The organism is Aquimarina latercula DSM 2041 (assembly GCF_000430645.1).
Lineage (GTDB): Bacteria > Bacteroidota > Bacteroidia > Flavobacteriales > Flavobacteriaceae > Aquimarina > Aquimarina latercula.
Genome location: NZ_AUMK01000013.1, coordinates 125,509 through 151,617, shown reverse-complemented (window position 1 = coordinate 151,617; position 26,109 = coordinate 125,509). Strand labels below are relative to the sequence as shown.

Below are 26,109 nucleotides of genomic sequence, written 5' to 3'. Positions count from 1 at the left end.
TCTACTTTTTTGTACTAAAAATCGGGTTGCAAAAGTAATACTTTTTTACAACTCAACAAAGTTTTAACTTCCTGAAAAACAGTTAGCTTTTATCTTTCTTTAAAATAGAGTACAATATAGATTGAAACACGGATAACAAAACACTAAATATTAATGCCCATAACCAACCGTTAACTCCAAAACCTGAAACAAAATGATCTGCTATTAATATTATCGCCGCGTTAATTACCAATAAAAACAATCCCAAAGTAACAATAGTAACTGGAAGCGTTAAAATAACCAACAAAGGTTTTACGACAGCATTTAGAACTGCCAAAAGTACCGCCACAATAAGAGCGCTAACATAACTATCCACATTAACTCCCGGTAAAATCTCTGCCAACACCAATACAGCAATTGCACTGAGAATCATTTTTAATAAGAATTTCATTATATATAGGTTTAGATTGATTCTCAAATTACCAAAAAACAATACAATAAAAAAACCTGCTATTAAAATAATAGCAGGCTTATATATTTTATATAATAACTTAAAGCAAATTAATTCACCTCATTACTAAGTGTAACAGTTCCGTAATCTCCAGGATTAACAGAAGGCAAAGTAGCTCCATAAGTTTCTTCGATTTCTTCTAACACTGCATTCGTTAAAATCGCATGTGCTCTTGGTGTAGGATGTACTCCATCTAAAGAGAATCCACCACCAGTTACAAAAGTTGAAGTTACAACTCCAGAATCAAAAGGAATACCGCTACCCGCAGCCTGACTTAAGATTGACTTTACATCTACAAAAGCTAGACCATTAGCAGCCGCTAATGCTCTTATAGTAGTATTAAAAGAATCCTGAGCACTAGTTACAGCAGCTTGTTCTGCTTCTGTCAATACATCAGCATCTCCTAAAGGAACAGAAACCCCAGTAATCAAACTACCGTCTCCTGTAAGATCAACACCTATATTACCTGCTGATGTTAATGGAATTAAATCTGAAGAAGTAGCCTGTCTTAATTGACCTAAAAGCCCAGCTGTTTGAGCATCTAAGTTAAAAGGAGCTCCTTGTATAATTGTTGAGATATCAGTTAATGATTCATCTACTATAGTTACAAAGTTCTGACCAGCTACAAAATTAATTTGTCTGCTTCCAGCTTCTTCAGCAGTTATTACACCAAGTCCCGCCAATCCAGGAAGTATTTGAGTATTATAAGCAGCAAATTGCGAATTTAAAAACGCAGCAGTCTGCGCATCCAAAGGTACTGCATTAGTTGGTACAGTTGTAAAAAATGGAAGTGATGTTACACTTGGCAAATTAAGAACTACACCTTTTGCTCCATTTGCAGTAAGAGCATCTAACAAATTACTATAAACAGAAGCAAAAACATTACTATTAGTAATATCACTTCCTCCATAAGTAGTAGGATCTATATTTCCAGTAACATTGTGATCTTCTCCCACACCTCCGGAAGTAGCATAACTTAAGATGTCATTATTACCTATCCATAAACTAAAGAATGTTGGACTTTGGGCAACTGCATCTGCAATAACTGTAGCATCAGCAGAAGAAGCAAATCTAGCAAAATAAGGGTTTGCTAAACCTGCAGCAACACCTGCAACATTTCCATATCCAGAAGCAGCTAAATGAAAACTTTTAGCTCCTGGAACACCCATGTTATTAAAAGAAGCACCTAGGTTATTTGATATTTCAGTTGTCGGCATCGCGCCTGTATAAGGTGTTGGGCCTGGATTACCATCTGCATCAAAAGCTAATACCAATCTATTTCCTAAAATCTGAGTCCCTCCCAATAAGGCTCCACCAGCATTATCCGCCATTAAAGGCTGGGTAAAGTCTCCTCCACCTGCTAAAGCAAATTGTTGAGATAATATGTTTGGGTATGAATTCTCTTGCCCCGTTATATACAAAGCATTATCTGCAAAACCAGCAGTTAGCGAATTTCCTAAAGCTACATAATTAGAAAAATCAGCTTCTCCACTAGTATAAACACCAGCATCATCAATTGGATTGTCAAACTCTGGCTCACAAGCTACTAAACCTAATGCCAGAATTGCTAAATATTTTATATTGTTTTTCATCTTCATTTTATAATTTATAAGTTAAACCAAGTCCTGGCGCAAATGCGCTTGATTTATATGTTCCTCCAAATGGAACATTCTGCCCATTTTCTTCATAAAAATCGTAGGATGCATCAACCTCTTCAAACCTTAGATAAAAGAAAGAAGCGTCAATTGCTAACTTAGGAGTAATTGCAAAACTTACACCTCCTGAAAAACCTTGAGAATCGTTACGAGGTGTTTCTGGTGCAAAAAATCCAGATTGAACAGGAGATTCATCAATATAGTATCCTGCACGAAGTGAAATCTTAGAAGTTGCGTCATATTGCAATCCAAAACGATAAACCGAGGAGTTCTTATAATTACGTGGATTAATAGAAGTTGCTCCATTACCAAACTGTAAATCTAAAGATTCGTACACATCCCAGAACTGTCTGTTATAATCAAAAGCAAACAACCACTTATCATGGAACTGATAAGAAAGTCCTACTGTCAATTCCGCAGGCAATGGCAATTCTGCGTTAAAAGTAGTAGTTCCATTTGCAGGAACACCGGGAGCAGTAGTAACAGGGAAATTAGAAAAAGTCGCCTCTCCACCTTCTGCTTCAAGAATAATTTCACTACGGTAACTAAATCCTAATCTAAAATTTTCTGTTGGGTTAAACATAGCACTTACGCTCCAACCCCAATTATTAACTCCAGAATCATCTATAGTAATATTAGCACGATTTCCATCAATATCCGTAGTCGTTCTATTAGCATTTCTATTAAAATTCACAGAACCTGTAACAAAAATAGGTCCTCCCCCAATACTAAACTGGTCAGATAATTTAATAGAAACTACAGGCTGAATATAAATTGCAGCTAATTCAATATTATTTACTAAATGAGAACCAGCCCAATCTGTAGGCCAAGTTACCTCACTACCATAAGGAGTGTACACCCCAAGTCCTAGTGCCAACCAATCATTTACCTTATAAGATCCATATAAGTTAAGTGGCGTACCGACAGAACTATCAGTTTCTGAAGAAATCCCAAGATCTGAATTTTGATAAATAACGTCAGTAAAAATACCGCTCGCACCAGCACTTATATTCAGCTTATTTTCTAAATATACAAGACCAGCTGGATTAAAGAATACTAACTCCGCACTATTTACCACGGCAACACCTGTGTGCCCCATAGCCATAGCTCTCTGTCCTTGCACACTAACTCTATATCCACCGGCATATGTGACCAATGTCACTAAGGCGAATAGAACTAATAATAGTAGTTTTTTCATAATAAATTAAAATTGTTTTTGTTTTTATAAGAATAAAGCACCAAATTTAGTAGAAAATACCAATTATCCAACTAAATCATTAAAATATTATGCATACATAACATTTTTTGTTCAATTTTTGAGAAATTCCAACAAAGTCAATAAAAATTCTGAAGGGTTCTCGGCATGCAACCAATGTCCAGCGTTAGAAATCTCCCCTATTTTTGACTTAGGAAACTGTTTCTTTATAAGATCTATATCTTCGTCTATTATGTAATTAGATTTTTGTCCTCTCAGGAAAAGAGTATCGCCAGCGTACAAGTATTCTTCCGATAACGCAACCCCTATTTCAGAAGAATTACGAATCAAACTATTTAAATTCATGCGCAAACCTAGTCGACCTTTTTCTTTCCAAAACAGATTTTTCATTAAAAACATACGGACACCAGCATCTCTGACATAAAGCTCTAATGCTTTGTCAACATCTCCTCTACTTTTTAAAACTTCAAAATCTAAAGAATCCAATCCATCTAGGATATCCTGATGATGTAACGGATAATATTTCGGACCTATATCCGCTACCACCAATTTATCAACAATGTCAGGATACTTCGCAGCAAAAAGCATTGCCGTTTTACCACCCATAGAATGACCAAGCAACACTATATCCTCAAGCCCATGATCTCTACAATACTCCAACAGATCTAAAGCAAGAATTTCATAATTAAACTCATCACTATGTGGACTCCGCCCATGATTTCTCTGATCGATCAAATGTATTTGATAGCCTTGTTCAGATATTTTCTTAGCTAGGGTCTTCCAATTATCTCCCATACCAAGAAATCCATGTAATATTACAAATGGAGTACCTTCTCCAAAAACATTTGCATGTAACTTCATTATTTATTTGAGTTTATGTAGATACATATTTACCACATTTTCTAATCCAAGATATAGTGATTCACTTATCAGAGCATGTCCAATAGAAACCTCAAGCAAACCAGGAACATTTCCTTTAAAAAACTTGATATTATCCAGCGAAAGATCATGACCTGCATTCACACCTATATCAAGATCCATAGCAATCTTAGCACACTCCGCATATGAACTAATAACACTTTCATCTCCCTTTGTATACGCTGATGCAAAATCTTCAGTATATAATTCTATTCTATCAGCTCCCGTTTCTTTTGCACCTTCTACCATATTCTTTATTGGATCCACAAAAATCGAAGTTCGAATACCATTTCTTTTAAATTCTGATATAACTTCAGACAAAAAACTCTTGTTTTTTATAGTATCCCAGCCTGCATTACTAGTTATAGCATCTATTGAATCTGGAACTAATGTTACTTGCGTAGGTACAATATCAGTAACCAATTCTATGAATTTTGGAATTGGATTCCCTTCAATATTATATTCTGTATGTACAATTGGTTTTAAATCATAAGCATCCTGATATCTTATATGTCTTTCATCAGGCCTAGGATGTATAGTAATACCTTCTGCCCCAAAATTCTGAACATCAGCAGCAACTTTGAGTAAATCTGGAGTATTACCTCCTCTAGAATTACGTAATGTTGCAATTTTATTGATATTAACACTTAACTTTGTCATAGTTTTTGATATAACTTTAATAAATAACAAAAATACGAACTTGAGAGTGCCTCGGTTACATATTTTTGATTAATTTGCACAAAAAGCCCCGGGAATATGAAGACAAGTTTATACATAGTAAATGAAATAGCGCCACTTGCCACTTCTGCTAAAGTTGTGGATGCACAATTATTATTTAATGAGCTTACGTATACTCATTTCCCTGTTTTGAATGACAAAACGTATGTAGGTTGTATTTCTGAAGCAGACGTTAGGTGTTTCGAAACTGAAAAAAAATTAGAATCCTATGTATACGCTTTGGAAGGTTTTTTTGTTAGAACTGATGCTAATTGGCTTGATATATTAGAATCATTCGCTCAAAACCACTCTAATATTATGCCTGTTCTTGATGATGCAAACAATTATCAAGGGTATTTTGAATTAAGAGACATCATGAATCTCTTTAACGAAACTCCATTTCTTAGTGAACCAGGCAATATTTTGATTGTAGAAAAAGGTGTTTTAGATTATTCTTTTAGTGAGGTTTCTCAAATTGTAGAATCTAACAACGCTAAATTACTTGGACTTTTCATTTCTAATATGGAAAATGATGTAATTCAGATTACGTTAAAAATAAATGACAGTGACATCAATAATATTGTACAAACCTTTAGAAGATATAGCTACAATATTGTTTCTAAACACCACGAAGATTCTTTCCTAAACAACCTTAAAGAAAGATCTCAATATTTAGAAAAATACCTTAATATATAAATTAAGACATCGAGTAATAACTTAAACAAACTAAATTATAATGAAGATAGGTATTTACGGCCAGTTCTATCATGAAAAATCTGGGATATACATCCAACAATTACTCGAAGCTCTGGACAAAAATAATATCGAAGTAGTAATTGAAAAGAACTTTCTTGAGTTAATTGATCTTCATGATGATATTGACAAAAGTTACTCCCATTTTAGCACGTTCGAGGAATTAGACCATTCTTATGATCTTTTCTTTAGTATCGGTGGAGACGGAACAATATTAAGGACCATTACTTATGTAAGGGATTTAGGAATTCCAATTGCCGGTATTAATACGGGAAGATTAGGATTTTTAGCAACTATCCAAAAAGAAGAGATAAAAGATACTATTGATTTAATTCTAGATAAAAAATATTATATATCACCAAGAACAATTGTAACTATAGATACCGTTCCTCCTTCTAATAAATTCGGAGTGTTAAATTTTGCTATGAACGAAATTGCAGTCAGTAGAAGAAATACAACTTCTATGATTACTGTACACACAAGTCTTAATGATGAATTTTTAAATTCATATTGGGCTGACGGCTTAATTGTATCATCGCCTACAGGCTCCACAGGATATTCGCTTAGCTGCGGCGGTCCAGTCATGATGCCAGATGCAGAAAGTATGGTACTTACACCTATAGCTCCTCATAATCTTAATGCTCGGCCGTTAGTTATTCCTGATGACAAAGAAGTCAAACTACAGGTTTCTGGAAGAGAAGACACTTATCTCGTATCGTTAGATTCAAGAATACATACCTTACCAAATGAAACCACTGTTGTTATCAAAAAAGCTCCTTTTAAGATTAATATGGTAGTTTTAGAAGGTGATAGTTTCCTAAAAACATTGAGAAAAAAAATGCTTTGGGGTGAAGATAAACGTAATTAAACAATAAAATCTACTAAAAAGTGTTTTTTAATTCATACTATTTTACTCAAATTCTTGTGTAGTAAAGTTAATTGTTATATTTGCAAACTTTTGAAAATCTATGAGATACTTAGCATCCTTTGTATTAATTTTGTTTTTTGGACAAACTATCAACTGCCAAACCTATGAGGTTGGGCTAATGCTTGGTGGTTCTAACTATATTGGTGATGTAGGATCTTCCTATTATATAGCACCAAATGCGCTTGCTATTGGAGCAATTGGAAAATGGAATAGAAGTAAAAGACATGCTTTTAGAGCATCCTTTTTATACGCTAATCTAAAATCAAATGACGCTAACGGTGATGATAGAAGAGTCCAAAGAGGTTTCAGTTTTAACAATTCTGTAAAAGAATTTTCTTTAGGATTGGAGTTTAATTTCTGGGATTGGTATCTATATGATTCTCAACCACAATTTACTCCATATCTATATACAGGTTTAACCGGTTTCAATTATAGTGCAAAAGCAGTTGATCCTATCAATGGAAATCAGATTAGCTCCTACAGCGAAAGATGGAGCGCATCAATTCCTATGGTAGTTGGAATTAAGAAAACAATTGGAAGGCACTGGGTACTTGGTGCAGAAATTGGAGCAAGATATACATTCACTGATAATTTGGATGGTAGTGATCCAGACAGTGCATTTGGGACAGGATTTGGTAATTTGGATAATAATGATTGGTATGTATTTACTGGAATAACATTATCCTACACATGGGGAAGAATACCATGTTATTGTGCATTTTAAAATAATGATTAATAAAGAACAACTTAACTCTAACATTCCAGAACACGTAGCCATCATTATGGATGGTAACGGAAGATGGGCTAAAAAGAAAGGGCTTTTTAGAGCAGTAGGTCACGAAAATGGAACAAAAGCGGTTAGAGAAGCAGTAGAAGGGGCTGCCGAAATAGGTATTAAATATCTTACACTATATGCGTTTTCTACTGAAAATTGGAACAGACCAAAGTTAGAAGTAGAGACTTTAATGAAGCTTTTAGTAAGTTCTTTAAAAAAAGAAATTAAAACGCTACAAAAAAACAACATCCGCTTAAATGCAATTGGAAATCTCCAATCTTTACCTCAAAAAGCAAGAAAAGAATTACTGGAAGTCATTGAAAAGACTAAGGATAACAAGCATATGACACTTTCATTAGCACTTAGTTATGGTAGCAGAGAAGAGCTAATAAAAACTATTCAAGATATAAGTATTAAAGTTAAAAATAATGTACTTTCGCCACATCTTATAAATGAAGCAGTCATTAATGAGCATTTGTATACCAAAACACTACCAGATGTAGATTTATTAATACGTACCAGTGGAGAACAACGTATTAGTAATTTCTTATTATGGCAAATTGCGTATGCAGAATTATATTTTACTGAAATATTATGGCCTGATTTTAAAAGAACAGATTTGTTTGAGGCCATTTTAAATTATCAACAAAGAGAGAGAAGATTTGGAAAAACTAGTGAGCAGCTTAGTTAAAAAGATGACAAAAAAATTACCTTTTACGTATTTAGCATTCATTGTAATCTTATTAAATACGGTATCAATTTCAGCACAAAATTTGCCTGGAACTTCAGGAAAAGAGTATATCATTGGCGATATAAAAGTTACAGGTATATCTACTTACAGTGAGAACACTATTATTACCTTCACAGGTCTTAAGAATGGTGAGCGAATTGCATTACCTGGAGACAAAATAAGTGCGGTAATAAAAAAATTATGGGATCTTGAATTATTTAGTGATATTAATTTTTACATCACGAAAGTTGAAGGAGAAAAAGCATTTCTTGAGATCAATATTCAAGAGGTTCCGGAATTAAATCAAGCAAGAATTGAGGGTGTTAGAAAACGTAAAGCTGAGGATTTAGTAAAAGACAATAGTCTTAATCCAGGAGCTAAAGTAACAGAAAACCTAATTACTACCACTCGAAATTTTATTACCAATAAATATCGTAAAGATGGTTTCCTTAATACAAAGGTTATTATTAACACTACTCCTGTAAAAGACACTATACCTACCAATAAAGTTAATATGTTGGTTCGCATAGATAAAGGCGATAGAGTAAAAGTTGATAAAATTAGAGTTGAAGGAAATGAGCAATTCTCTGATGGTAAGGTGAGAGCAGCGATGAAAAATACCAAGCAGAAAAAATTCTGGAGATTCTGGAAACGCTCAAAGTATATCAAAAATGACTATCAAGATGATAAAGAAAGTATCATTAGCAAGTATAAAGAAAAAGGATATAGAGATGCGCGAATTACTTCTGACTCCTTAATCGTAGAAGACGACAATAGTGTTTCTTTAAATCTTGCCATAGAAGAAGGGAACAAATATTATTTTGGAAATATTAATTTCCTAGGTAATAGCGTCTATACAGATAATCAGTTAGCAAGACAATTGGTAATTAAAAAAGGTGATGTCTATAATGGGGTTTTACTAGAGAAACAGATTGCAGACAATACCAAACCAGATGCAAATGACCTTACCAATCTATACCAGAACAATGGATACCTATTTTCTAACATTGATGCGGTAGAGACGAATGTAAAAAATGACACTATCGATTTTGAAATACGAATTCGAGAAGGAAAATTAGTTCACTTTGATCATATTACTGTAACTGGAAATGACAAAACAAATGATCATGTTGTTTATAGAATCTTAAGAACAAAACCTGGTCAGATTTATAGTAAAGATTTAGTTGTTAGAACAGTTAGAGAAATTGGACAATTAGGATTTTTCGATCCAGAACAATTAGAACCTCAATTTCAAAATGCAGACCCTCAAGCAGGAACTATAGATATTAATTATCCTGTTGTTGAAAAAGGAGCGAGTCAGATTGAGCTTCAAGGTGGTTTTGGTGGTGGAGGTTTTGTTGGAACCTTAGGTTTAGCCTTTAGTAACTTTTCGATCAGGAATATTTTCAATAAAGAAGCATATAGTCCTTTACCAATGGGAGATGGTCAGACGCTTCGTGTTAGAGCTCAAGCCAGTCAATTCTTCCAAACATATAGCTTATCATTCATCGAACCTTGGTTAGGAGGAAAAAGACCATTTCAGCTTTCTACCTCTTTTTCTCATACGATTCAGTTCAGATTAGACCCAAGATCACGTGATGTAGATAGAGATAGTAAGTTTTTGATTACTGGTGGATCTATTGGTATTGCAAAAAGATTAAATTGGCCTGACAACTACTTTACTTTATCTCAGGCAATAAGTATACAACATTACAATCTAAAAAATTATACTACAAGAGGATTATTCACCTTTGGTGATGGTGCATCTAACAATCTTGCATACACTATAGGGATCAATAGAAATAATACAGCTGTAAATCCTATTTTCCCAACATCCGGATCAGAATTTAATCTTATTGCTAAACTTTCTCTCCCCTATTCAATATGGGATGGTACTGACTATAGTGATTTAGCAGAGAGACGAAATCAAATTATAGAAGAAAATCCAAATATTATTGCTAGTCGAGGAGCATCAAACCCTGAGGCATATCAAGAAATCGGCGAAATAGATCAAGAACGATTTGATTGGTTAGAATATTACAAGATAAAATTTGATGCTACTTGGTATACAACTCTTGCCAAAATAGGAAAACAACCATTGGTATTGAGAACCAGAGCTGAGTATGGTTTTCTTGGAGCTTATAATAATGATCGAGGAAATATTCCTTTTGAAAGGTTCTTCTTAGGAGGAGATGGATTAGGAGCAACATCCTTGGACGGAAGAGAAGTTGTAGCACTTAGAGGATATCCAAACGAATCGCTAATACCATTAAGTAGAGCAAATGATCCAGATTTTATAGAAGATGGGGCAACAATTTATAATAAATATTCGTTAGAGCTTCGTTATCCTATTACTCTAAAACCATCAGCTTCTATTTATATGCTGACGTTTTTAGAAGGTGGAGCATCTTATGATAGCTTTAGAGGATTCAATCCATTTCAATTAAATCGTTCTGCTGGAGCAGGTTTACGTATCTTTATGCCAGCCTTTGGATTGCTGGGTATTGATTTTGGGTACGGTTTTGACCCAATTCCAGGTACGACAGGAAATAATGGATGGGAGACTCACTTTATCATTGGACAACAATTTTAATTTTGGCACGATTATTTCTATAAACAAAACAGGATCATGAAAACAAAAGTTCTTTTAGTATTAGCAGCTATCCTTTGGTTATCTTTCTCCAATACAGCTGAAGCTCAAAAAGGTATAAGAGTCGGATATATCGATATGGATTATATTTTAGAAAATGTACCTGAATATAATGAAGCCTCTGCAGATTTGGAGACAAAAGTTCAGAAATGGAAAGTCGAAATTGAAGCTGAATTAAAAGAAGTTGAAGAAATGAGAAAAGACCTCAATAATGAGCGTGTTCTTCTCACTAAAGAATTAATCGAAGAAAGAGAAGAAGATATTTTCTTTAGAGAAAAAGAGATCCTAGAATATCAGCAAAAGCGATTTGGTCCTAATGGCGATTTATTTATTCAAAAGAAACGATTAGTGCAACCAGTACAAGACCAAGTTTTTGTTGCAGTACAGGAAGTAGCAAAAAATAAAAAATATGATTTCATATTTGACAAATCGGCAGACTTAGTAATGCTTTATTCTGCTGACAGACACGACATAAGTGATCAAATATTATTAAGAATCAATAGAGCTTCTAAAAGAAAGCAAGTAAACAGTAAAAAAGAGAAGAAGGCATTAGAACGAGCTGAGAAAAGAAATTCTGAACAAGAAAAAGAAGTAACAGATAGAGAAAAGTCAACTTCTAAAAAACAAGCTGAGAGAGAAAAGCTATTAGCCGAAAGAAAAGCTGCAAGAGATTCTATCAGAGCAGCAAAGAAAAAAGAATTTGAAGCTAGAAGAGCTAAACTGTTAGAAGCGCAAAAAAGAAAAAAAGATTCTATAACAGCATTAAAAGAAAAATTGAAAAATGACTCTCAATCTGACGATGATGATAATAAAGATGGAGAAACTAACGATAATTAGAGAAATTAATTTTTAAATTTATAACACACTTAATATTATTAAAATGAAAAAGTTTAGAACCCTATTAGTAGCTTGTGCATTAATCCTTGGAGCATCAAGTTTCGTAAATGCACAATCCAAAGTAGCTCATATTGCATCACAAGAGCTTGTGGAGGCAATGCCTGCTTTTAAAGCTGCCAAGAGTGAAATTGAAAAACTAAACAAAACATACGAAGCTGAAATCAGAAATATGGTTTTGGAATTACAGAATACAATGAAAAAGTACCAGGCAGAAGCTCCTTCTAAGACAGAAGAAGAAAACGCTAAAAGAGCACAAGAAGTTCAGGCTACTGAAAAAAGTATCGGTGATTACAGACAAAATGCTTTACAAGATCTTCAGAAAAAAGAAATTGAATTGTTAAAGCCGATATATGAAAACGCTCGTGTTTCTATCCAGAAAGTTGCGAGAGCACAAGGATTTCAATATGTATTAGATTCTACAACAGGAACAGGAGTTATCCTAGCTGATGGTAAAGATTTAATGGCAGATGTAAAAAAAGATTTAGGTATCTAAAAAATTACTTTTAGAACATAAAATAAAAAAACAGTGAGTCCAAATACTCACTGTTTTTTTTATTTTTGAGAAGTACATCATTATAAAAATGAAAAAACAAGCAATCGGTATTTTTGATTCAGGAATTGGAGGGACATCTATCTGGAAAGAAATTGCAATTGCGCTTCCGAATGAAGACACAATTTATTTAGCTGATAGTAAATTTGCCCCCTACGGAAAACGTAGTAAAGAAGAAATAATATCATTAAGTATTAAAAACACAAAAAAACTCTTAGAGTTAAATTGTAAAATAATTGTTGTGGCCTGTAACACCGCGACGACAAATGCTATAAAAACTCTTAGAAATCAATTCGATGTCCCATTTATTGGCATAGAACCGGCAATAAAACCTGCCGCTCTTAAAACAAAAACTAAAAAAATAGGCATCTTAGCCACTAAAGGCACCTTATCTAGCGAACTCTTTGCTACTACATCAGATTTATACACTAATAACACAGAAGTAATAGAAGTAATCGGAACAGGCTTAGTAGAACTCATTGAAGCTGGTAAAATCTATAGCGAAGAAATGCTTACCCTCTTATCTTCCTACATCCAACCTCTTGTAGAAAAAGACATAGATTACCTTGTATTAGGTTGTAGCCATTACCCCTATCTAATTCCGGTTTTAAAAAAGATTCTTCCTAAAAACATCATAATTATCGATTCTGGTGAGGCCGTAGCAAGACAAACTAAAGTTATTTTATCAAATAATGATTTATTAAACGAAAACGCTTCAGAAGGATCACATATATTCTTTACTAATGGAAGACTTTCGGTTCTTCAAAATATCCTTAAAAAAAGTAATATCTCAACAGACACTAATCAATTAGAGTTTTAAAAGTATCTTAATTAAAAATCTTCTTTTTAATAATTTTAGTTAAAAAAAGCGCATTTTGTTGATTTTTAACACTTCATATATTCATTAAGATTATTTTTTTGTTTAATTCGATAATCTATTAGTTGTTAAACACTTACAGCCAACAAGATATTAATAAACCTTTTTACCCCTATAGTAATTATGAAGAGGAGCATTATAGCGCTTTTTGGATTATTATTTTGCGCAAATACCATTATTGCTCAAAATGATGTCAAAATTGATGGAAGACTGAAACCACACTTAGATAAATTCTTTGAATATTGTAAAGAATACAATATTCAATATTACGATAAACTATTTAAACTTAAAAATATTGATATAGTCGATACTCTTACCGTCTCATCCAAAGGATCTACACTAGGTATGTTAACCAGAGATAAAAACAACAACGTAGAAAATATAATAATTAACTGGATTACAATGTTAGATCCAGAAATATTGAAAGTAGTTGCATTTCATGAATTTGCACATTATTTTCTGGAGTATCAAAAACATATTTGTGATGACTGCAACCAAATTATGGCTGTAGTAAATACTAGTTATTTCGATATTATAAAAGATTGGGATAATCAAGTAAAAACATTATTCTTAGATTCTCCTGCTTATAAAACAAGAAAAACGGTAGCATATATTGAACCCTACAACACCAAAAACACCATAGCTAATTGAGTCTATTTTACTTAAAGTAATCGAGTAACGTACCTTTTTTAGAAGAAGATACCATAAGCTCTTTTCCTGATGATAATTGGACACTACCTCCTTTACCCTTTTTATATTTTACTATAGTGTTTACATTAACCAAATAACTCTTATGGATTCTAACAAAACCGTGTTCTTTTAAAGAATCCTCGAAATACTTCAATGTTTTGCTGACCAACTTTTGTCCTTGATTGAGAAATATCTTTGTATAATTATCATCGGCCTGACAATATAAAATTTCGGAAACTTTTAATACCTCAAAGCCATCTTGTTGTGGTATCGTAATCTTGCCATCAACTGTAGGAGATATTTTTGGAGTTAATACTTTATCTTGTAACTCCTTCTCACGTTCTTTTATATGACCAACATGATCTACTGCCTTTATTAGGTTATCAATTGCTATAGGTTTCAATAAATAATAAGTAGCTTGTGCATTTAAAGCATCTACAGCATAATGATCATAGGCAGTTACAAAAACAGTTTCGAATGTTCTATCTGGTACTTGCTCCAATAAATCAAAAGCATTTCCATAAGGCATTTCTACATCAAGGAATAACAAATCCGGATTATTAGATTCCAAAAGTTTCAATGTTTCCTGAACACTGGCTGCCTCTCCCAAAACCGTCACAGATGGGCAATATTTATTCAAATAATTTTTAAGAATCGCTCGGCTATTTGCCTCATCATCCACTACAATTGCTGTTAAATTCACAGTTTTAATTTATTTATAAGTTATTTTTTTTTTAATCAATTATCCTTGTTAAGTAATAATTTAACTTTAGTTCCTGCTCCATCCTCCTGATGAGCTAAATCGGATATAAAAACATCAACTTTATCTTTATACATAGTATTGAGTATCTGAATTCTTTTTTTGATATTACTCATCCCTTGTGATTTCTGCTTCTTTTGGTTTAGTGTTTTTAATGACATTGACTTTTCTCTTCCAATTCCATTGTCTGCTATTATTATTTCGATAGTATCGTTATCCTTCTTTTTAAAATCTATAGACAACAACCCTTTTTCCGATTTATATCGTAATCCATGCCAAACAGCATTTTCCACATATGGCTGTAATAACATTGGAGGTATCATATATTGTTTAATATCTATTTCTGGATCAACATCTATCCTATACTCAAACTTATCCTGAAACCTAAAATGTTCTAATTGCACATATAACTCCAGTAATTCTATTTCTTTTTCCAAGGGAATAAAATCTTCTTCACTATTTTCTAAAACAGCTCTCATTAACAATGAAAAATCAGTAAGATATCTATTTGCTGCTCTTTCATCGCTGGTTGCTATAAAAGTGTTAACAGAATTTAAAGCATTAAAAATAAAATGAGGATTCATCTGAGAACGCAAAGATTTAAGCGCTAATAAATTATTAGCATACCGTTGTTGTTTTATGTTTCGGTACATTAAATAAGCAGCAAAAAACAATAAAACAGATAAACCAATCAATGAGTAGATAATTACTTTTTGTTGTTCAGCTAATTCTTGAGATTTAAACGCTAATTGATACCTACTCTCATTAAGCTCTCTATCCTTTTCTAAAGTTGCTATACGATTAGCTTTTTGAACAAGTTCGCGATTAAATCTTGTCGCTTGTGATATTTCTTGTTCTTTTTGAATATATAATTTATCTATGATAACTTCATATTCTTCAAAAGCTTCAGAAGCTTTTCCTAATTCTCCCTTTTCTCTATAAACCTCACCTAATTTCCTTGTAGCATCTTTTTGAACAACAAGATCATTTTCTGAAGCAGCTTTCTTAATACTTTCTTCTAAATAAGGTATCGCTTCATCATATTCTGATTGAGCAGCAAATGCATTTGCTATTTTATAATTCTGAACCTGCGAAGTAATTGCTCTGTCCTCTGTAGCATTAGATTCGAGTGTAACACTATCTTTTTTGATTGGACTAAACGCTTCTTTCTCTTCTATATCCTGAATATCCTCTAGAGCTTCTTTACGTAACTGTATCTCTTTATCAAAGCTATTATTCTTATTATAAAAATCAGCGGCTTTTGCCCGTTGTATGGCTGAAGATTTTTTACTTCTTTTACTTGCAAGCTGCACGGAATTTCCAAGATATTCTTCAGCATCATCAAGATTTCCTTGAATCTGAAGCATTACTGCAAGTTTAGAATTTAATTCAATAACATTGTCTTCGGCATTGTTCTTTTGAGCAAACGACAGTGCTATGTTATAATTACTAATTGCATTCTCGTTATCTCCATTACCTTTATAACTATCTCCTAATCCTCTATAAATTTGTATTCGTTGTGTCGCGTTTAATCTTGATTTCTTTAACTGATTAAAAGTTCGCAGAGAAGCATCATAATCTTTAATCTGTAATTGAGCGTTTCCTAACTTAATTTTTACGTCGGCGTTAAACTTATTACTTAAACTAGTTATATAGTTAGTTTCTGCTAAATCCGGTTGTTTCCAATATGCATAAATATCACCCAAAGTCTCAAAAAGTTCAGCCTTTTTCTCATCTCCAAAAGTATCACCATCTTCTATGGTTTCTAAAGCTTTTGTTACATAATCAATACTAGTGGTTGCATCTTTTTTCATAGAACTTCTTGCAGCAGCAAGATGTAATCCATATTCTGCGGATAATTTCTTTTGCTTTCTATCACTTCCTCTACTTAATGATTCTGGATCTTCTTGAACTTTTACATCAATTCTTTCTCTACTTTGAATAGTATGATAAACCGTGTTAAAATTATCGTGACTAATAATAATCTGATCTCCTATTTTAGCTTGTATTTTAAAATCCCCTAAATTATCAGTGCGGTATGTCTTACCACCTATAACTCTAATTTCTACATTTTTTAAAGGACGCAGACTTTCATCTTCCTTTACAGTACCTCTTATTGTAACAGTATTATTACTGGCATTCTCAAGTGTTCGTGCATTATCCTGAGCGTACTCAACATTTGGCAAAAACCACATTATCAGTAAAATAAAATAAAATTTATTCATCATATATTAAATAGTCAAGGTAAACTTAATCCAATTATATGGGATATTAAAATCCGAATTTGACGAGAATTCCTATTTTCATCCATTTCTATATAAAAAAAAGATACTTCCCTAACTCAATAGCGTTTTTCACTCATCCATAATAGTTTCTTACTCATTAATGATTTTTATCTAAAAAAGATCATCATAGTTTTAGCCTAAATTAAAAAAAGTAACAATTATGAAAACAATATATGTATGGAGTCTATTATGCTTATTAATCGTTCCTATCTCCTGTAATGCTAAAAACAATAATGATTCTAACCTAGCATTAAAGACCGAAAAATCATATGAAATTTACACTACTAAAACAGATCCAGATACAAGAAACATTCAGGTTGCTCTGTTATTAGACACTAGCAACAGTATGGATGGTTTAATTGATCAAGCAAAAGCTCAATTATGGGAAATCGTAAATGAGTTATCCTATGCAAAATGTGGTCATTATAATATAAAACTTCAAATTGCTTTATATGAATATGGTAACGATCGTTTACCTTCTCAAGAAGGTTATATTAGACAGGTACTACCTTTTTCTGATGATCTAGATGAAATATCTAAAGAACTTTTTTCTTTAACGACGAATGGAGGAAATGAATATTGTGGTAAAGTAATTAACACATCAATAAATCAACTTGATTGGAAAAAAAATAATGATCACCTTAAATTAATTTTCATAGCGGGTAATGAACCATTTACTCAAGGTCCAATAAATTATAAGGATGCTGCCACTAATGCAAAAGAGAAAAACATTACTATTAACACTATATTTTGTGGTAATTATAAGCAAGGCATCCAAACTAAATGGAAAGATGGAGCCAACCTTACTAATGGAGAATATAGCGCTATTGATCATAATAGAGAAACTATACATATAGCTACTCCTTATGACGATATTATCTTACAACTAAATAGAAAACTAAACAATACATATATCTACTACGGTAACGAAGGTTCTAAAAAAATCGGTTTACAAGCGGAACAAGATCGTAATGCGAGATCATATAGCGCAGCTAATGCTGTTAGTAGAACTATTAGTAAAAGTTCTGGATTCTACAAAAACAAAAGCTGGGATCTTGTGGATGCAGCCGAAGACAAAGATTTTGAATTAGAAGAAATTGAAAAGGAAGAACTACCACAAGAGCTTAAAGATAAATCCAAAACAGAAATAAAACAATATGTAGCTCAAAAAAGTAATGAACGAAAAGAAATACAGAAGAAAATACAAGAGCTAAATAAGAAGCGTTTGGTGTATATCAAAAATAATAGCAAAAAAGATGATGCCAATTTAGAAGCCGCATTAATCAAAGCGATTAAAAACCAAGGAGAAAGAAAATCTTTTAGTTGGAAAAAATAAAACATATGAAAACGATAAAAAAAAGTCTAGTCATTTTACTAATCCCAATAACTATGATCTCTCAAAAAAACAATGAACTACAACACTCAAAAGTTGATTATAATTCATTTATAGAAATTACAGAAGAAGTTATGGAACATAGACAATCGAGATTAATACACTTAGATACGTTCCTTGATTTTGCCACCGAACCAAATACCATTTTATTAGACACTAGATCCGAAGCAGCTTTTAACAAAAAACATCTAAAAGGAGCAGTCAATTTAAATTTTTCAGATTTTACTAAAGAAAAATTAGCGAAACTCATCCTTAACAAGGAAACCAGAATCTTAATCTATTGTAATAATAATATCGATGGGGATACTATAAATTTCCCTTCAAAAAGTATTCCTTTAGCGTTAAATATCCCTACATATATTAACCTATATGGATATGGTTATAAAAACGTTTATGAATTATCATCTTTGGTTCCAATAAAAGACAAACGACTAAAATTTACCGGAACAGACGTTAAATAAAAAAAGCAAGCTTTGAAAAGCTTGCTTTTTTGTTTTTTATCAATGTAAATATTCTTAATTGTTAACGGCAGGACAATGACAATTCCATCTTTCTTTTCGTTTGCCAAAGTCATATCCTAATGTCAGCTGATGAAAACCTCCATTACTTAAGACAACTGAATTGGATTGATAACTATAGGTGTACCCTACCATCCAATTCTTATAATTTATTCCTAGAAAAGGAGTTATATATTGAAGTTTTTGACTTTCAATTTCTACACCTGTTTGAGAAAATTCTGCACCATCAAAACTTCTTCTATAAGACAGTCCTCCCCACAATGTAGCCAATTCTCCAAATCTTCTATATACTTTTAAATTTCCATCTATCGTACTTTCTTTAGTTTGATCTGTTGATTGATATAAAATTGATGGCTCTAAGCTCCAAGGACCATTTGATAGTCCAAACACATATCCTACCGAAAAAATATATCTTCTCTGGTTATTTGATTCTAGGATAGTATTATTAGCATTATCAAAAATTTCTCTGGTAGAAGGTAAAATATTCTTAACCGTAAAATGAGCATACCAATCAAGATAATGGTAAGACATACCTACATCCAAATTAAAATATCCACTTTTTTGTTCTCTTCCAATAATAACAGGATCTGGATCTAATGGATCATCTAGTCCTCTTTCATCTACATTAGACTGTATAAAAGCTCCACTAATCCCAAAAGACAACATATTAAGATCAGTTCGATCTCTCGAAAACAATAGATGATACGCAAAAGTCGTAAATACTCCTGTTTGCGAGAAACGCCCATTCTCATCTCGATATACAATAGCTCCCAGACCGACTTTATCACCAGTTCTAAAATTAACATTAGCCGATTGTGTACTAGGCGCATTATCAACATCAAACCACTGTTTTCTAGCAGTAAGTCTTATTTTATTCGCATTAGAAGCTCCTGCCATAGATGGATGAACCAAATATAGATTGTCAGAAAGATAATCTGCATAAACTGGAATTCCTTCCTGAGAAAAAATAAGTTGTGAGGTCAATATAGCAAACAACAAATAATATTTCTTCAAATTCATTAGAGGCTTTAGGTTTAAAAAAAAGGAAAAACTAGGTTAATTATTTCAATATAAACTATTTAATACAGCTTATATTGTGGGGCTTTAATATTTCTTTTCCCAAATTAAAATATTATTTCTTGCCAGCTTCAAATATATAAATTTTTACAAGAACATATCTTTAAAGCCCAGTATTAAAACATTCTTAATCTTATAAACCCTACTCCATATGGAATTACTTTTTAGTAAATTTGCCAAAAATTAGATTATGGAAAAGATTTTTGAAATAAAAATAGAACCAACTTCTAATGCAAGTATTATAAAGTTTGAGGCCAATTATTTTTTAACTCAACATACTAGCTATGAATTTGAAAATATAGATCACGCCAAAAATTCTCCCTTGGCACAGCAGTTATTTTACCTTCCTTTTGTAAAAAGAGTATTCATTGCTCAAAATTTTATTGCCATAGATAAATTCGATATTGTGGAATGGAGTGATGTACAAGACGAAGTTGCAGAACAAATAAAAACCTATTTAAATAGCGGGCAACCTGTTATTAGCGAAACTTCTTCAACAAAAAAAGTACCTATTACTATTTATGCAGAAAGTACACCTAACCCTGCGGTACTTAAATTTGTAGCAAATAAAAAATTAGTAACAAGTGGGCACGAATTTAAGAGCATTGATGATACTAAAGAAGCTCCTATCGCAGAAAAACTATTCCATTTTCCTTTTGTAAAAGAAGTATACATTGATGAGAATTATATCTCAATTAATAAGTACGATATGGCAGATTGGAATGATATCACCTTAGAGATAAGAGAGTTCTTAAGAGAATATCTAGAAGAAGGTAAAGAAGTTTTATCAGAAAACGCTACTTCATCAAAAAGCCAAGTAGAGAAACAGGCAGAGGCTGATTTTGAAAAACTAGATGACACCTCTAAAGATATTGTAAATATTATAGAAGAATATATTAAACCCGCTGTTGCTAGTGATGGAGGTAATATTATGTTCGATTCTTATGATCCAGAGAGTAAAGGTGTAAAAGTAATTTTACAAGGAGCCTGCAGTGGATGTCCATCCTCTACTTTTACATTAAAAAATGGTATCGAAAATATGCTAAAAGAAATGCTAAAAGACAAAGTAGAGTTTGTAGAAGCTATAAATGGGTAGTTTATCGAATAATCTTTAATGATATCGAAAAAACCATAAAAATAATAGCGGTAAATATTAAAAAAAGAACAAAGTATCTTGTATATTAGAGATTCTTTTATAAAATATTAACCAAAAAATTATTAAAATGGCAATTGTTAAAGTAATAGAAGTAATAGCATCATCAGAAAAAGGTTGGGAAGATGCAGCTAGAAACGGTGTCAAAGAAGCTAGTAAAACAGTTAAAAACATCAAATCTGCTTGGGTATCTGATCAAAAAATGATTATTGATGACAATCAAATTAAAGAGTATCGAGTAATTTTAAAGATTTCTTTCGAAATAAAATAATTAATTACTTCTATATTATAAAAAGCATCTCACAAATAATGAGATGCTTTTTATATATCTCATTAAAAAGATATAAATCTATTTCATTCATTCAATTATCAAAAATTTAATTTTTTTTAAAAAAATATATTATTAATTCAATCCTATTTTTATAGCCTCTCGTAATATTTGTTTTAATAAGTAAATCAAGCTTTTAGCTTTTTATTTGAAGTTTTTTCTTACAAAATAACATCGTTTTCGTTCATTTTTTACTGTTTTACCACAGAAAAACGATGCTAATTTTTTAATAAAATTCAATATTTCTAATTGATATACCGTAAAAAATGTTATTCTATTAAAGAATTGATAAAAATTATGTATTAAAACTTATATTTTTGCATTTAAACTCCCTTTTCATTAAGTTTAATTCACCTAAATCAATATACCGTGAGAAAAATATTACAATTTCTATTTCTAATAATGTCCCCGGTTTTATTTGCACAATTACCGCAATCTTTATTAAAACCAGCCAAGAGAGTTACTACTTTTGATGAGTATGATGGTTCCATATTTAAGAGCCTTAAATACAAAAATGCAAGTGTCATAGATGAAAAGTCTGGAACTTTTGACACCAAGCTCCGTTATAATGCCTATAATGATGCTTTAGAACATAAAAAAGGTTCAGAATTATTTGAACTATTAAAGAATCCAACTGCCCATGCGAGGATAGACGGAGATTATTATTACTACTGCAACTTTAAAACCCAACGAGGTTTAAAACGAAGTGGATACTATGTTCTTGTTGAACTAAATGAACAATACAGAATATATAAAAAGTATAACGTAAAAATTACTGAACCGGATAAAAGAGGATCAGCCAGTGGTACGGCTACTCCAGGAAAGGTTCAGATAAAAACCAAATACTATTTAGAAGAACGTGGTGTAATCATGGAACTTCCCATGAATAAAAAGAAGGTTTTAGCCGCTCTTGGCGATAAGGAAGAGGAGTTAAAAATGTATATGAAAAAGGAAAAGATAAAGGTTAGAAAGGAAGAAGATTTAATCCGTCTCGTTTCTAGATATAATGCACTAAAAAATATGGATGGCAATCCTTCGAGAAGTCTCCTAAGCACTAGAAGTAGAAGGAATTAAAAACCTTAGAAAAATATAAGCTCTAATAATTTAGAGTAAATAATTAAAAAAGCTGTCTATGTAGATGGCTTTTTTGTTTATTATATCCTTTCACAACAATTAAGGAATGGTATATCTATTAACCTGCGACAAAATCTTTTAAGTAATAAGGCTCAAAATAACTAACATCTTCAAAATCCTTTTCTAAAAACTTAGTATAGCCTAAGATTCCCATCTCCACAGCGGATGGTAACTTATCAGTTATAAACTTAGCATTCTTATGATTACAGATCTCTTCGAACTTAGCTACCCCATTACCTATAAAAAATACTTGCTTGTTTTCTAAATACGTACTAAAAGAGTCCTCTGAAAGCACTTCTGCTTCAATGGTTCGTACTTGTTTATAATCACTTGAAAAAACCGCAGAATATACTTCCATTCTCCTTGCATCTAGCATAGGAACAACAAAACCTTCCATTGATTTTACTTGTAAAGCAAGTCCTTCTAATGTACTAACAGATATTAGAGGAATATTTAAGCCAAAACACAAGCCTTTTGCAGCAGAAACACCAATTCTAAGACCTGTGTACGAGCCGGGTCCTTTGCTTACAGCAATTGCATCAAGTTTATCTAAAGCTATCCCAGCTTCTTTCATGACAATTGTTATGAACTGATGTAAACGTTCTGCGTGAGAATATTTAATGTCGTAATCTTCCTTAAAAGCAATTACTTTACCATCTTTAGACAAAGCAACCGAACAATTAGTTGTAGAAGTTTCTAAACAAAGAATATAAGGCATCTTTTAAAAAAATTTATGCAAAGATACCCTTATTTATTATATTATTCTTTAGTCTCTTTCTTATCGCTTTTAGAAGATACTTTATCGCCTGTTTTTAGTGTTTTGGTCACGACATTATAAGGTCCTATAATAACATCTTCTCCAACCTCTAAACCTTCTGTAATTTCTATATTACTATCGTCCTGAATACCTGTTTTTATCACTCTTAATTTAGCCGCTCCTCCATCTTTCACAAATACACATTCGAACTTTTCATCAGACTCCTTTAGCTTTTCTTTCGTATAAGATCTCTTCACATTACTAGAAGTGTCACTTTTTATAACTATCGCACTGATAGGTACACCGATCACTTGTTCTCTTTTATTGGTAATAACATCCACAGTTGCGGTCATTCCTGGTCTAAAAGGAGAATAGCTCTCTGGTTTATCTTTTATTAAGTCTTTATATGATTCTTCAAGAATACGAACCTTTACTTTAAAATTAGTAACCTGATCTGCACTCAATGTGCTTTCTGCAGAATTTGCAATTTCCGTAACTAACCCTTTAAACTGCTTTTTAAGATAGGCATCAACCTCTACTATAGTAGAATCACCTAGGGATATTTTTACAATATCATTTTCATTAACATCTACTTCAACCTCCATGTTACTTAAATTGGCAACTCTCACTATTTCCGTTCCTGCCATTTGTTGTGTTCCTACAACTCGCTCACCTAATTCTACAGACAATTTAGAAACGGTCCCGCTCATTGGAGCATAAATAGTTGTTCTACTCAGGTTATCTTTTGCTTCATTTACGGTAGCTTGAGAACTCTTTACGCTATAAAAAGCCGACTGTTTTGCCGCTTCGGCCACTTCATATGCAGAAACTGAACTATCCCATTCTGCTTTAGAAATAACTCCTTTATCAAACAACTCTTTATTACGATCATAACTTAATTTTGCTTCTTTAAGACTAGCCTCTGCTTGTCTTAAACCAGCTCTCGTATTTTCTAAAGCCGCCTGAGATCTATTCAATCCTGATTGGATAATATCTGGATTAATTCTAACTAACAAATCTCCTTTATTTACTTGTTGTCCTTCTTTAATTGGCAAATCAATTATTTCACCCGAAACCTCAGAGGATAACTTAACCTCTACTTCAGGCTGAATTTTACCTGTTGCGGAAACAGTTTCAATAATATCAAGTTTTTCAATTGTTGATATTTCCACTTCTTTCAAGTTTCCGTCTTTACCAAACAATCCCGCCTTTTTACCAAAGACCAATCCTACAACCAAAACGACAACAATTATTAATATGATTAGTAAAGTTTTTCTACTCATGGCTTACTTTAAAAAATTAATTCTATTGGATGAAATTACGATCTTTTGGGTAACAGCCCAAATAGACCATTATTTATTTACAATTTAATATCTGCTATTTTTATTCCAAAATAAAGCTCTAACACCTTAATTTTGAATATATAATCAAACTTTGCTTGCACCTCATTACTTTGTGCATTTTCTAATCTAAACTTTGATTGACTAAAATCAAAGGCATTAGTTCTTCCTACATCGTACCTATCTTTAGCGTACTCATATGCCCTTTCTTGAGCTTTCACTGCAACAAGAGAAGCTTCATATGCTTCTGCGGATCCCTTGGCATCTAAATATGCCTGATACACATTACTATCAAGATCTAATTCTGCCTGCTCTAATTGAAACTCAGTTCGTTTCACATTGATTTTACTTCTTTTTACATTATTTCTAGTAGCAAATCCATTAAAAATTGGAACAGAAAGAGATAGCCCATAAGAGAGTGCATCATTCTGATAAAGCTGCTTTATAAAAGGTGTTGGACCAACTTCTTGAATAAGAAAATTTGGACTGTTTTGGAAAACCGCTTCTCCCGAGCCTCCTACAAATCCTATTTCTTGAACAGTGATAGGATTATCTGGATCAAGACCTCCATTAACAAATGAATTATTCCCTACTTCGCTTGTATTGTACCCAAACGAACCACTTAATGTTGGGTAATAAGCTCCTCTTGCTATTTGCAAATCTTTCTCTGCTATTAATTTATTCTGTTCTGCTATTTGAACTTCATATCTCGCTGCTCTAGCACTAGACCTAATTTCTTCAATCGGCTTATTAAGTATAGAAGCTGAAGGTATTAGATATTCCTGTTCTGCAATATCAAATTTCTCATAATCCTTAATTAACAACGTTTGTGCTAACCCAACACGAGCAATCAATACAGCATTTTCTGCCTGTACTATACGTGTTAATTCATCTGCCGAAGTAGCCTCTATTTCTAATAAATCTCCTTGCGGTAACACACCAGCTTCCACCAAGTCCTTAGTCCGCTTAAGTTGTTCTAAAGTAATATCATGTTGCTTTTCTATAACTTTTAATGACTCTTTATTTAAAAGTACTTGTAAATAACTATTAGCTACAAACAATGCAATATCATCCTTTGATTTGCCAAGGTTATATTGACTCAGCAATTTATTTAGTTTGGCTCTCTGAAATTGTTTTACATTTCGTAAACCATCAAACAGAGTGATTCCGACGTTTAAACCATAAGATGAACTTCTAAAAGTTTGCGTACTATTAGTGTTCGTAATTGGGTCAGTAGCTAAACCTGATCTCCAGAAATTTGAAATTGAACCATTTAAAGACGGTAAAAAATTACCTAGGGCATCGCTTTTATCTATAGCTGCATTTTCTACATTAAGGGCAGATTGCTTAATTGTAATATTATTTTCTAAAGCATATTCTACACACTCCCTTAACGTCCACTTTTTTTCCTGCGCTTGCATAGTGATCATCCCAAGAAGGATACAGCAAATAATTGAAATTTTAACTTTCATCCGTTTTTCTTTATTTTAAGAGGTCAGAATGGAGGCTCACCAAAAA

The 26,109-nt window shown here is 32.4% G+C and carries 25 protein-coding genes; 14 read left to right on the top strand and 11 right to left on the bottom strand.

Features of this window, described 5'->3' with window-relative positions; genetic code table 11:
- Nucleotides 1-82 precede the first annotated feature (82 nt).
- The 5 genes from H526_RS0113465 to H526_RS0113445 form a co-directional block, all read right to left on the bottom strand.
- Complete coding sequence (locus H526_RS0113465; protein WP_027393489.1) at nucleotides 83-430, bottom strand: phage holin family protein; 348 nt, start codon at nucleotides 428-430, stop codon at nucleotides 83-85.
- 110 nt (nucleotides 431-540) lie between these two features.
- Nucleotides 541-2,082: an SGNH/GDSL hydrolase family protein gene (locus H526_RS0113460; protein ID WP_027393488.1), complete on the bottom strand. Its 1,542-nt coding sequence runs from the start codon at nucleotides 2,080-2,082 to the stop codon at nucleotides 541-543.
- A 7-nt stretch (nucleotides 2,083-2,089) separates the two neighbouring features.
- On the bottom strand, nucleotides 2,090-3,343 hold the full coding sequence (locus H526_RS0113455; protein ID WP_027393487.1) for an OmpP1/FadL family transporter: 1,254 nt from the start codon (nucleotides 3,341-3,343) through the stop codon (nucleotides 2,090-2,092).
- 111 nt (nucleotides 3,344-3,454) lie between these two features.
- Nucleotides 3,455-4,222, bottom strand: a complete 768-nt coding sequence (locus tag H526_RS0113450) for an alpha/beta fold hydrolase (protein WP_027393486.1) — start codon at nucleotides 4,220-4,222, stop codon at nucleotides 3,455-3,457.
- Between the two features lie 3 nt (nucleotides 4,223-4,225).
- Nucleotides 4,226-4,939, bottom strand: a complete 714-nt coding sequence (locus tag H526_RS0113445; protein ID WP_027393485.1) for a pyridoxine 5'-phosphate synthase — start codon at nucleotides 4,937-4,939, stop codon at nucleotides 4,226-4,228.
- A 96-nt stretch (nucleotides 4,940-5,035) separates the two neighbouring features.
- On the opposite strand from H526_RS0113445, the gene H526_RS0113440 reads away from it, so the two are divergent.
- From H526_RS0113440 to H526_RS0113400, 9 genes are all read left to right on the top strand, one after another.
- Nucleotides 5,036-5,692, top strand: coding sequence for a CBS domain-containing protein (locus tag H526_RS0113440; protein WP_027393484.1), 657 nt, complete (start codon nucleotides 5,036-5,038; stop codon nucleotides 5,690-5,692).
- Nucleotides 5,693-5,732: 40 nt separating this feature from the next.
- On the top strand, nucleotides 5,733-6,617 hold the full coding sequence (locus tag H526_RS0113435; protein WP_027393483.1) for an NAD kinase: 885 nt from the start codon (nucleotides 5,733-5,735) through the stop codon (nucleotides 6,615-6,617).
- Between the two features lie 100 nt (nucleotides 6,618-6,717).
- Nucleotides 6,718-7,401, top strand: coding sequence for a type IX secretion system protein PorG (gene porG, locus H526_RS0113430; protein ID WP_027393482.1), 684 nt, complete (start codon nucleotides 6,718-6,720; stop codon nucleotides 7,399-7,401).
- Between the two features lie 4 nt (nucleotides 7,402-7,405).
- Nucleotides 7,406-8,143, top strand: a complete 738-nt coding sequence (locus H526_RS0113425) for an undecaprenyl pyrophosphate synthase (RefSeq protein ID WP_027393481.1) — start codon at nucleotides 7,406-7,408, stop codon at nucleotides 8,141-8,143.
- A 4-nt stretch (nucleotides 8,144-8,147) separates the two neighbouring features.
- Entirely contained in the window at nucleotides 8,148-10,775 is a 2,628-nt protein-coding gene (locus H526_RS0113420) for a BamA/OMP85 family outer membrane protein (RefSeq protein WP_035085557.1), read from the top strand.
- 36 nt (nucleotides 10,776-10,811) lie between these two features.
- On the top strand, nucleotides 10,812-11,669 hold the full coding sequence (locus tag H526_RS0113415; RefSeq protein ID WP_027393479.1) for an OmpH/Skp family outer membrane protein: 858 nt from the start codon (nucleotides 10,812-10,814) through the stop codon (nucleotides 11,667-11,669).
- A 43-nt stretch (nucleotides 11,670-11,712) separates the two neighbouring features.
- Nucleotides 11,713-12,222 carry an OmpH/Skp family outer membrane protein gene (locus tag H526_RS0113410; RefSeq protein ID WP_027393478.1) on the top strand — a complete coding sequence of 170 codons (510 nt, stop codon included), beginning with the start codon at nucleotides 11,713-11,715 and terminating at the stop codon, nucleotides 12,220-12,222.
- An 88-nt stretch (nucleotides 12,223-12,310) separates the two neighbouring features.
- Entirely contained in the window at nucleotides 12,311-13,099 is a 789-nt protein-coding gene (gene murI / locus H526_RS0113405) for a glutamate racemase (RefSeq protein ID WP_027393477.1), read from the top strand.
- 180 nt (nucleotides 13,100-13,279) lie between these two features.
- Nucleotides 13,280-13,807, top strand: coding sequence for a hypothetical protein (locus H526_RS0113400; RefSeq protein WP_027393476.1), 528 nt, complete (start codon nucleotides 13,280-13,282; stop codon nucleotides 13,805-13,807).
- A gap of 7 nt (nucleotides 13,808-13,814) precedes the next feature.
- Here the strand turns inward: H526_RS0113400 and H526_RS0113395 are convergent, their stop codons facing one another.
- The gene (locus tag H526_RS0113395; protein WP_027393475.1) at nucleotides 13,815-14,549 is read right to left on the bottom strand and encodes a LytR/AlgR family response regulator transcription factor; all 735 of its coding nucleotides are present in this window, start codon (nucleotides 14,547-14,549) and stop codon (nucleotides 13,815-13,817) included.
- A gap of 35 nt (nucleotides 14,550-14,584) precedes the next feature.
- Entirely contained in the window at nucleotides 14,585-16,834 is a 2,250-nt protein-coding gene (locus H526_RS0113390) for a tetratricopeptide repeat-containing sensor histidine kinase (protein ID WP_245591210.1), read from the bottom strand.
- A 217-nt stretch (nucleotides 16,835-17,051) separates the two neighbouring features.
- Between H526_RS0113390 and H526_RS0113385 the strand changes: the two genes are divergently transcribed.
- Together H526_RS0113385 and H526_RS0113380 are read left to right on the top strand one after the other, a co-directional pair.
- Nucleotides 17,052-18,227 (top strand): vWA domain-containing protein, encoded by a 1,176-nt coding sequence (locus H526_RS0113385; protein WP_027393473.1) that lies wholly within the window; start codon nucleotides 17,052-17,054, stop codon nucleotides 18,225-18,227.
- A gap of 5 nt (nucleotides 18,228-18,232) precedes the next feature.
- Nucleotides 18,233-18,745 carry a rhodanese-like domain-containing protein gene (locus H526_RS0113380; RefSeq protein ID WP_081415624.1) on the top strand — a complete coding sequence of 171 codons (513 nt, stop codon included), beginning with the start codon at nucleotides 18,233-18,235 and terminating at the stop codon, nucleotides 18,743-18,745.
- Between the two features lie 54 nt (nucleotides 18,746-18,799).
- Here the strand turns inward: H526_RS0113380 and H526_RS0113375 are convergent, their stop codons facing one another.
- Entirely contained in the window at nucleotides 18,800-19,822 is a 1,023-nt protein-coding gene (locus H526_RS0113375) for a PorP/SprF family type IX secretion system membrane protein (RefSeq protein WP_027393471.1), read from the bottom strand.
- 247 nt (nucleotides 19,823-20,069) lie between these two features.
- Between H526_RS0113375 and H526_RS0113370 the strand changes: the two genes are divergently transcribed.
- The 3 genes from H526_RS0113370 (at nucleotide 20,070) to H526_RS0113360 (ending at nucleotide 22,434) form a co-directional block, all read left to right on the top strand.
- Nucleotides 20,070-20,975: a NifU family protein gene (locus tag H526_RS0113370; protein ID WP_027393470.1), complete on the top strand. Its 906-nt coding sequence runs from the start codon at nucleotides 20,070-20,072 to the stop codon at nucleotides 20,973-20,975.
- 127 nt (nucleotides 20,976-21,102) lie between these two features.
- Entirely contained in the window at nucleotides 21,103-21,303 is a 201-nt protein-coding gene (locus H526_RS0113365; protein ID WP_027393469.1) for a dodecin family protein, read from the top strand.
- A 459-nt stretch (nucleotides 21,304-21,762) separates the two neighbouring features.
- A complete protein-coding gene (locus tag H526_RS0113360; RefSeq protein WP_027393468.1) occupies nucleotides 21,763-22,434 on the top strand; it encodes a hypothetical protein in 672 nt (223 codons plus the stop codon).
- Nucleotides 22,435-22,552: 118 nt separating this feature from the next.
- Here H526_RS0113360 and tsaB read toward each other — a convergent pair whose 3' ends face one another.
- The 3 genes from tsaB to H526_RS0113340 form a co-directional block, all read right to left on the bottom strand.
- Nucleotides 22,553-23,212: a tRNA (adenosine(37)-N6)-threonylcarbamoyltransferase complex dimerization subunit type 1 TsaB gene (gene tsaB / locus H526_RS0113355; protein ID WP_027393467.1), complete on the bottom strand. Its 660-nt coding sequence runs from the start codon at nucleotides 23,210-23,212 to the stop codon at nucleotides 22,553-22,555.
- A 41-nt stretch (nucleotides 23,213-23,253) separates the two neighbouring features.
- Nucleotides 23,254-24,534 (bottom strand): efflux RND transporter periplasmic adaptor subunit, encoded by a 1,281-nt coding sequence (locus H526_RS0113350; protein ID WP_027393466.1) that lies wholly within the window; start codon nucleotides 24,532-24,534, stop codon nucleotides 23,254-23,256.
- A gap of 77 nt (nucleotides 24,535-24,611) precedes the next feature.
- Nucleotides 24,612-26,063 carry a TolC family protein gene (locus tag H526_RS0113340; RefSeq protein ID WP_027393465.1) on the bottom strand — a complete coding sequence of 484 codons (1,452 nt, stop codon included), beginning with the start codon at nucleotides 26,061-26,063 and terminating at the stop codon, nucleotides 24,612-24,614.
- Nucleotides 26,064-26,109: the final 46 nt, after the last annotated feature.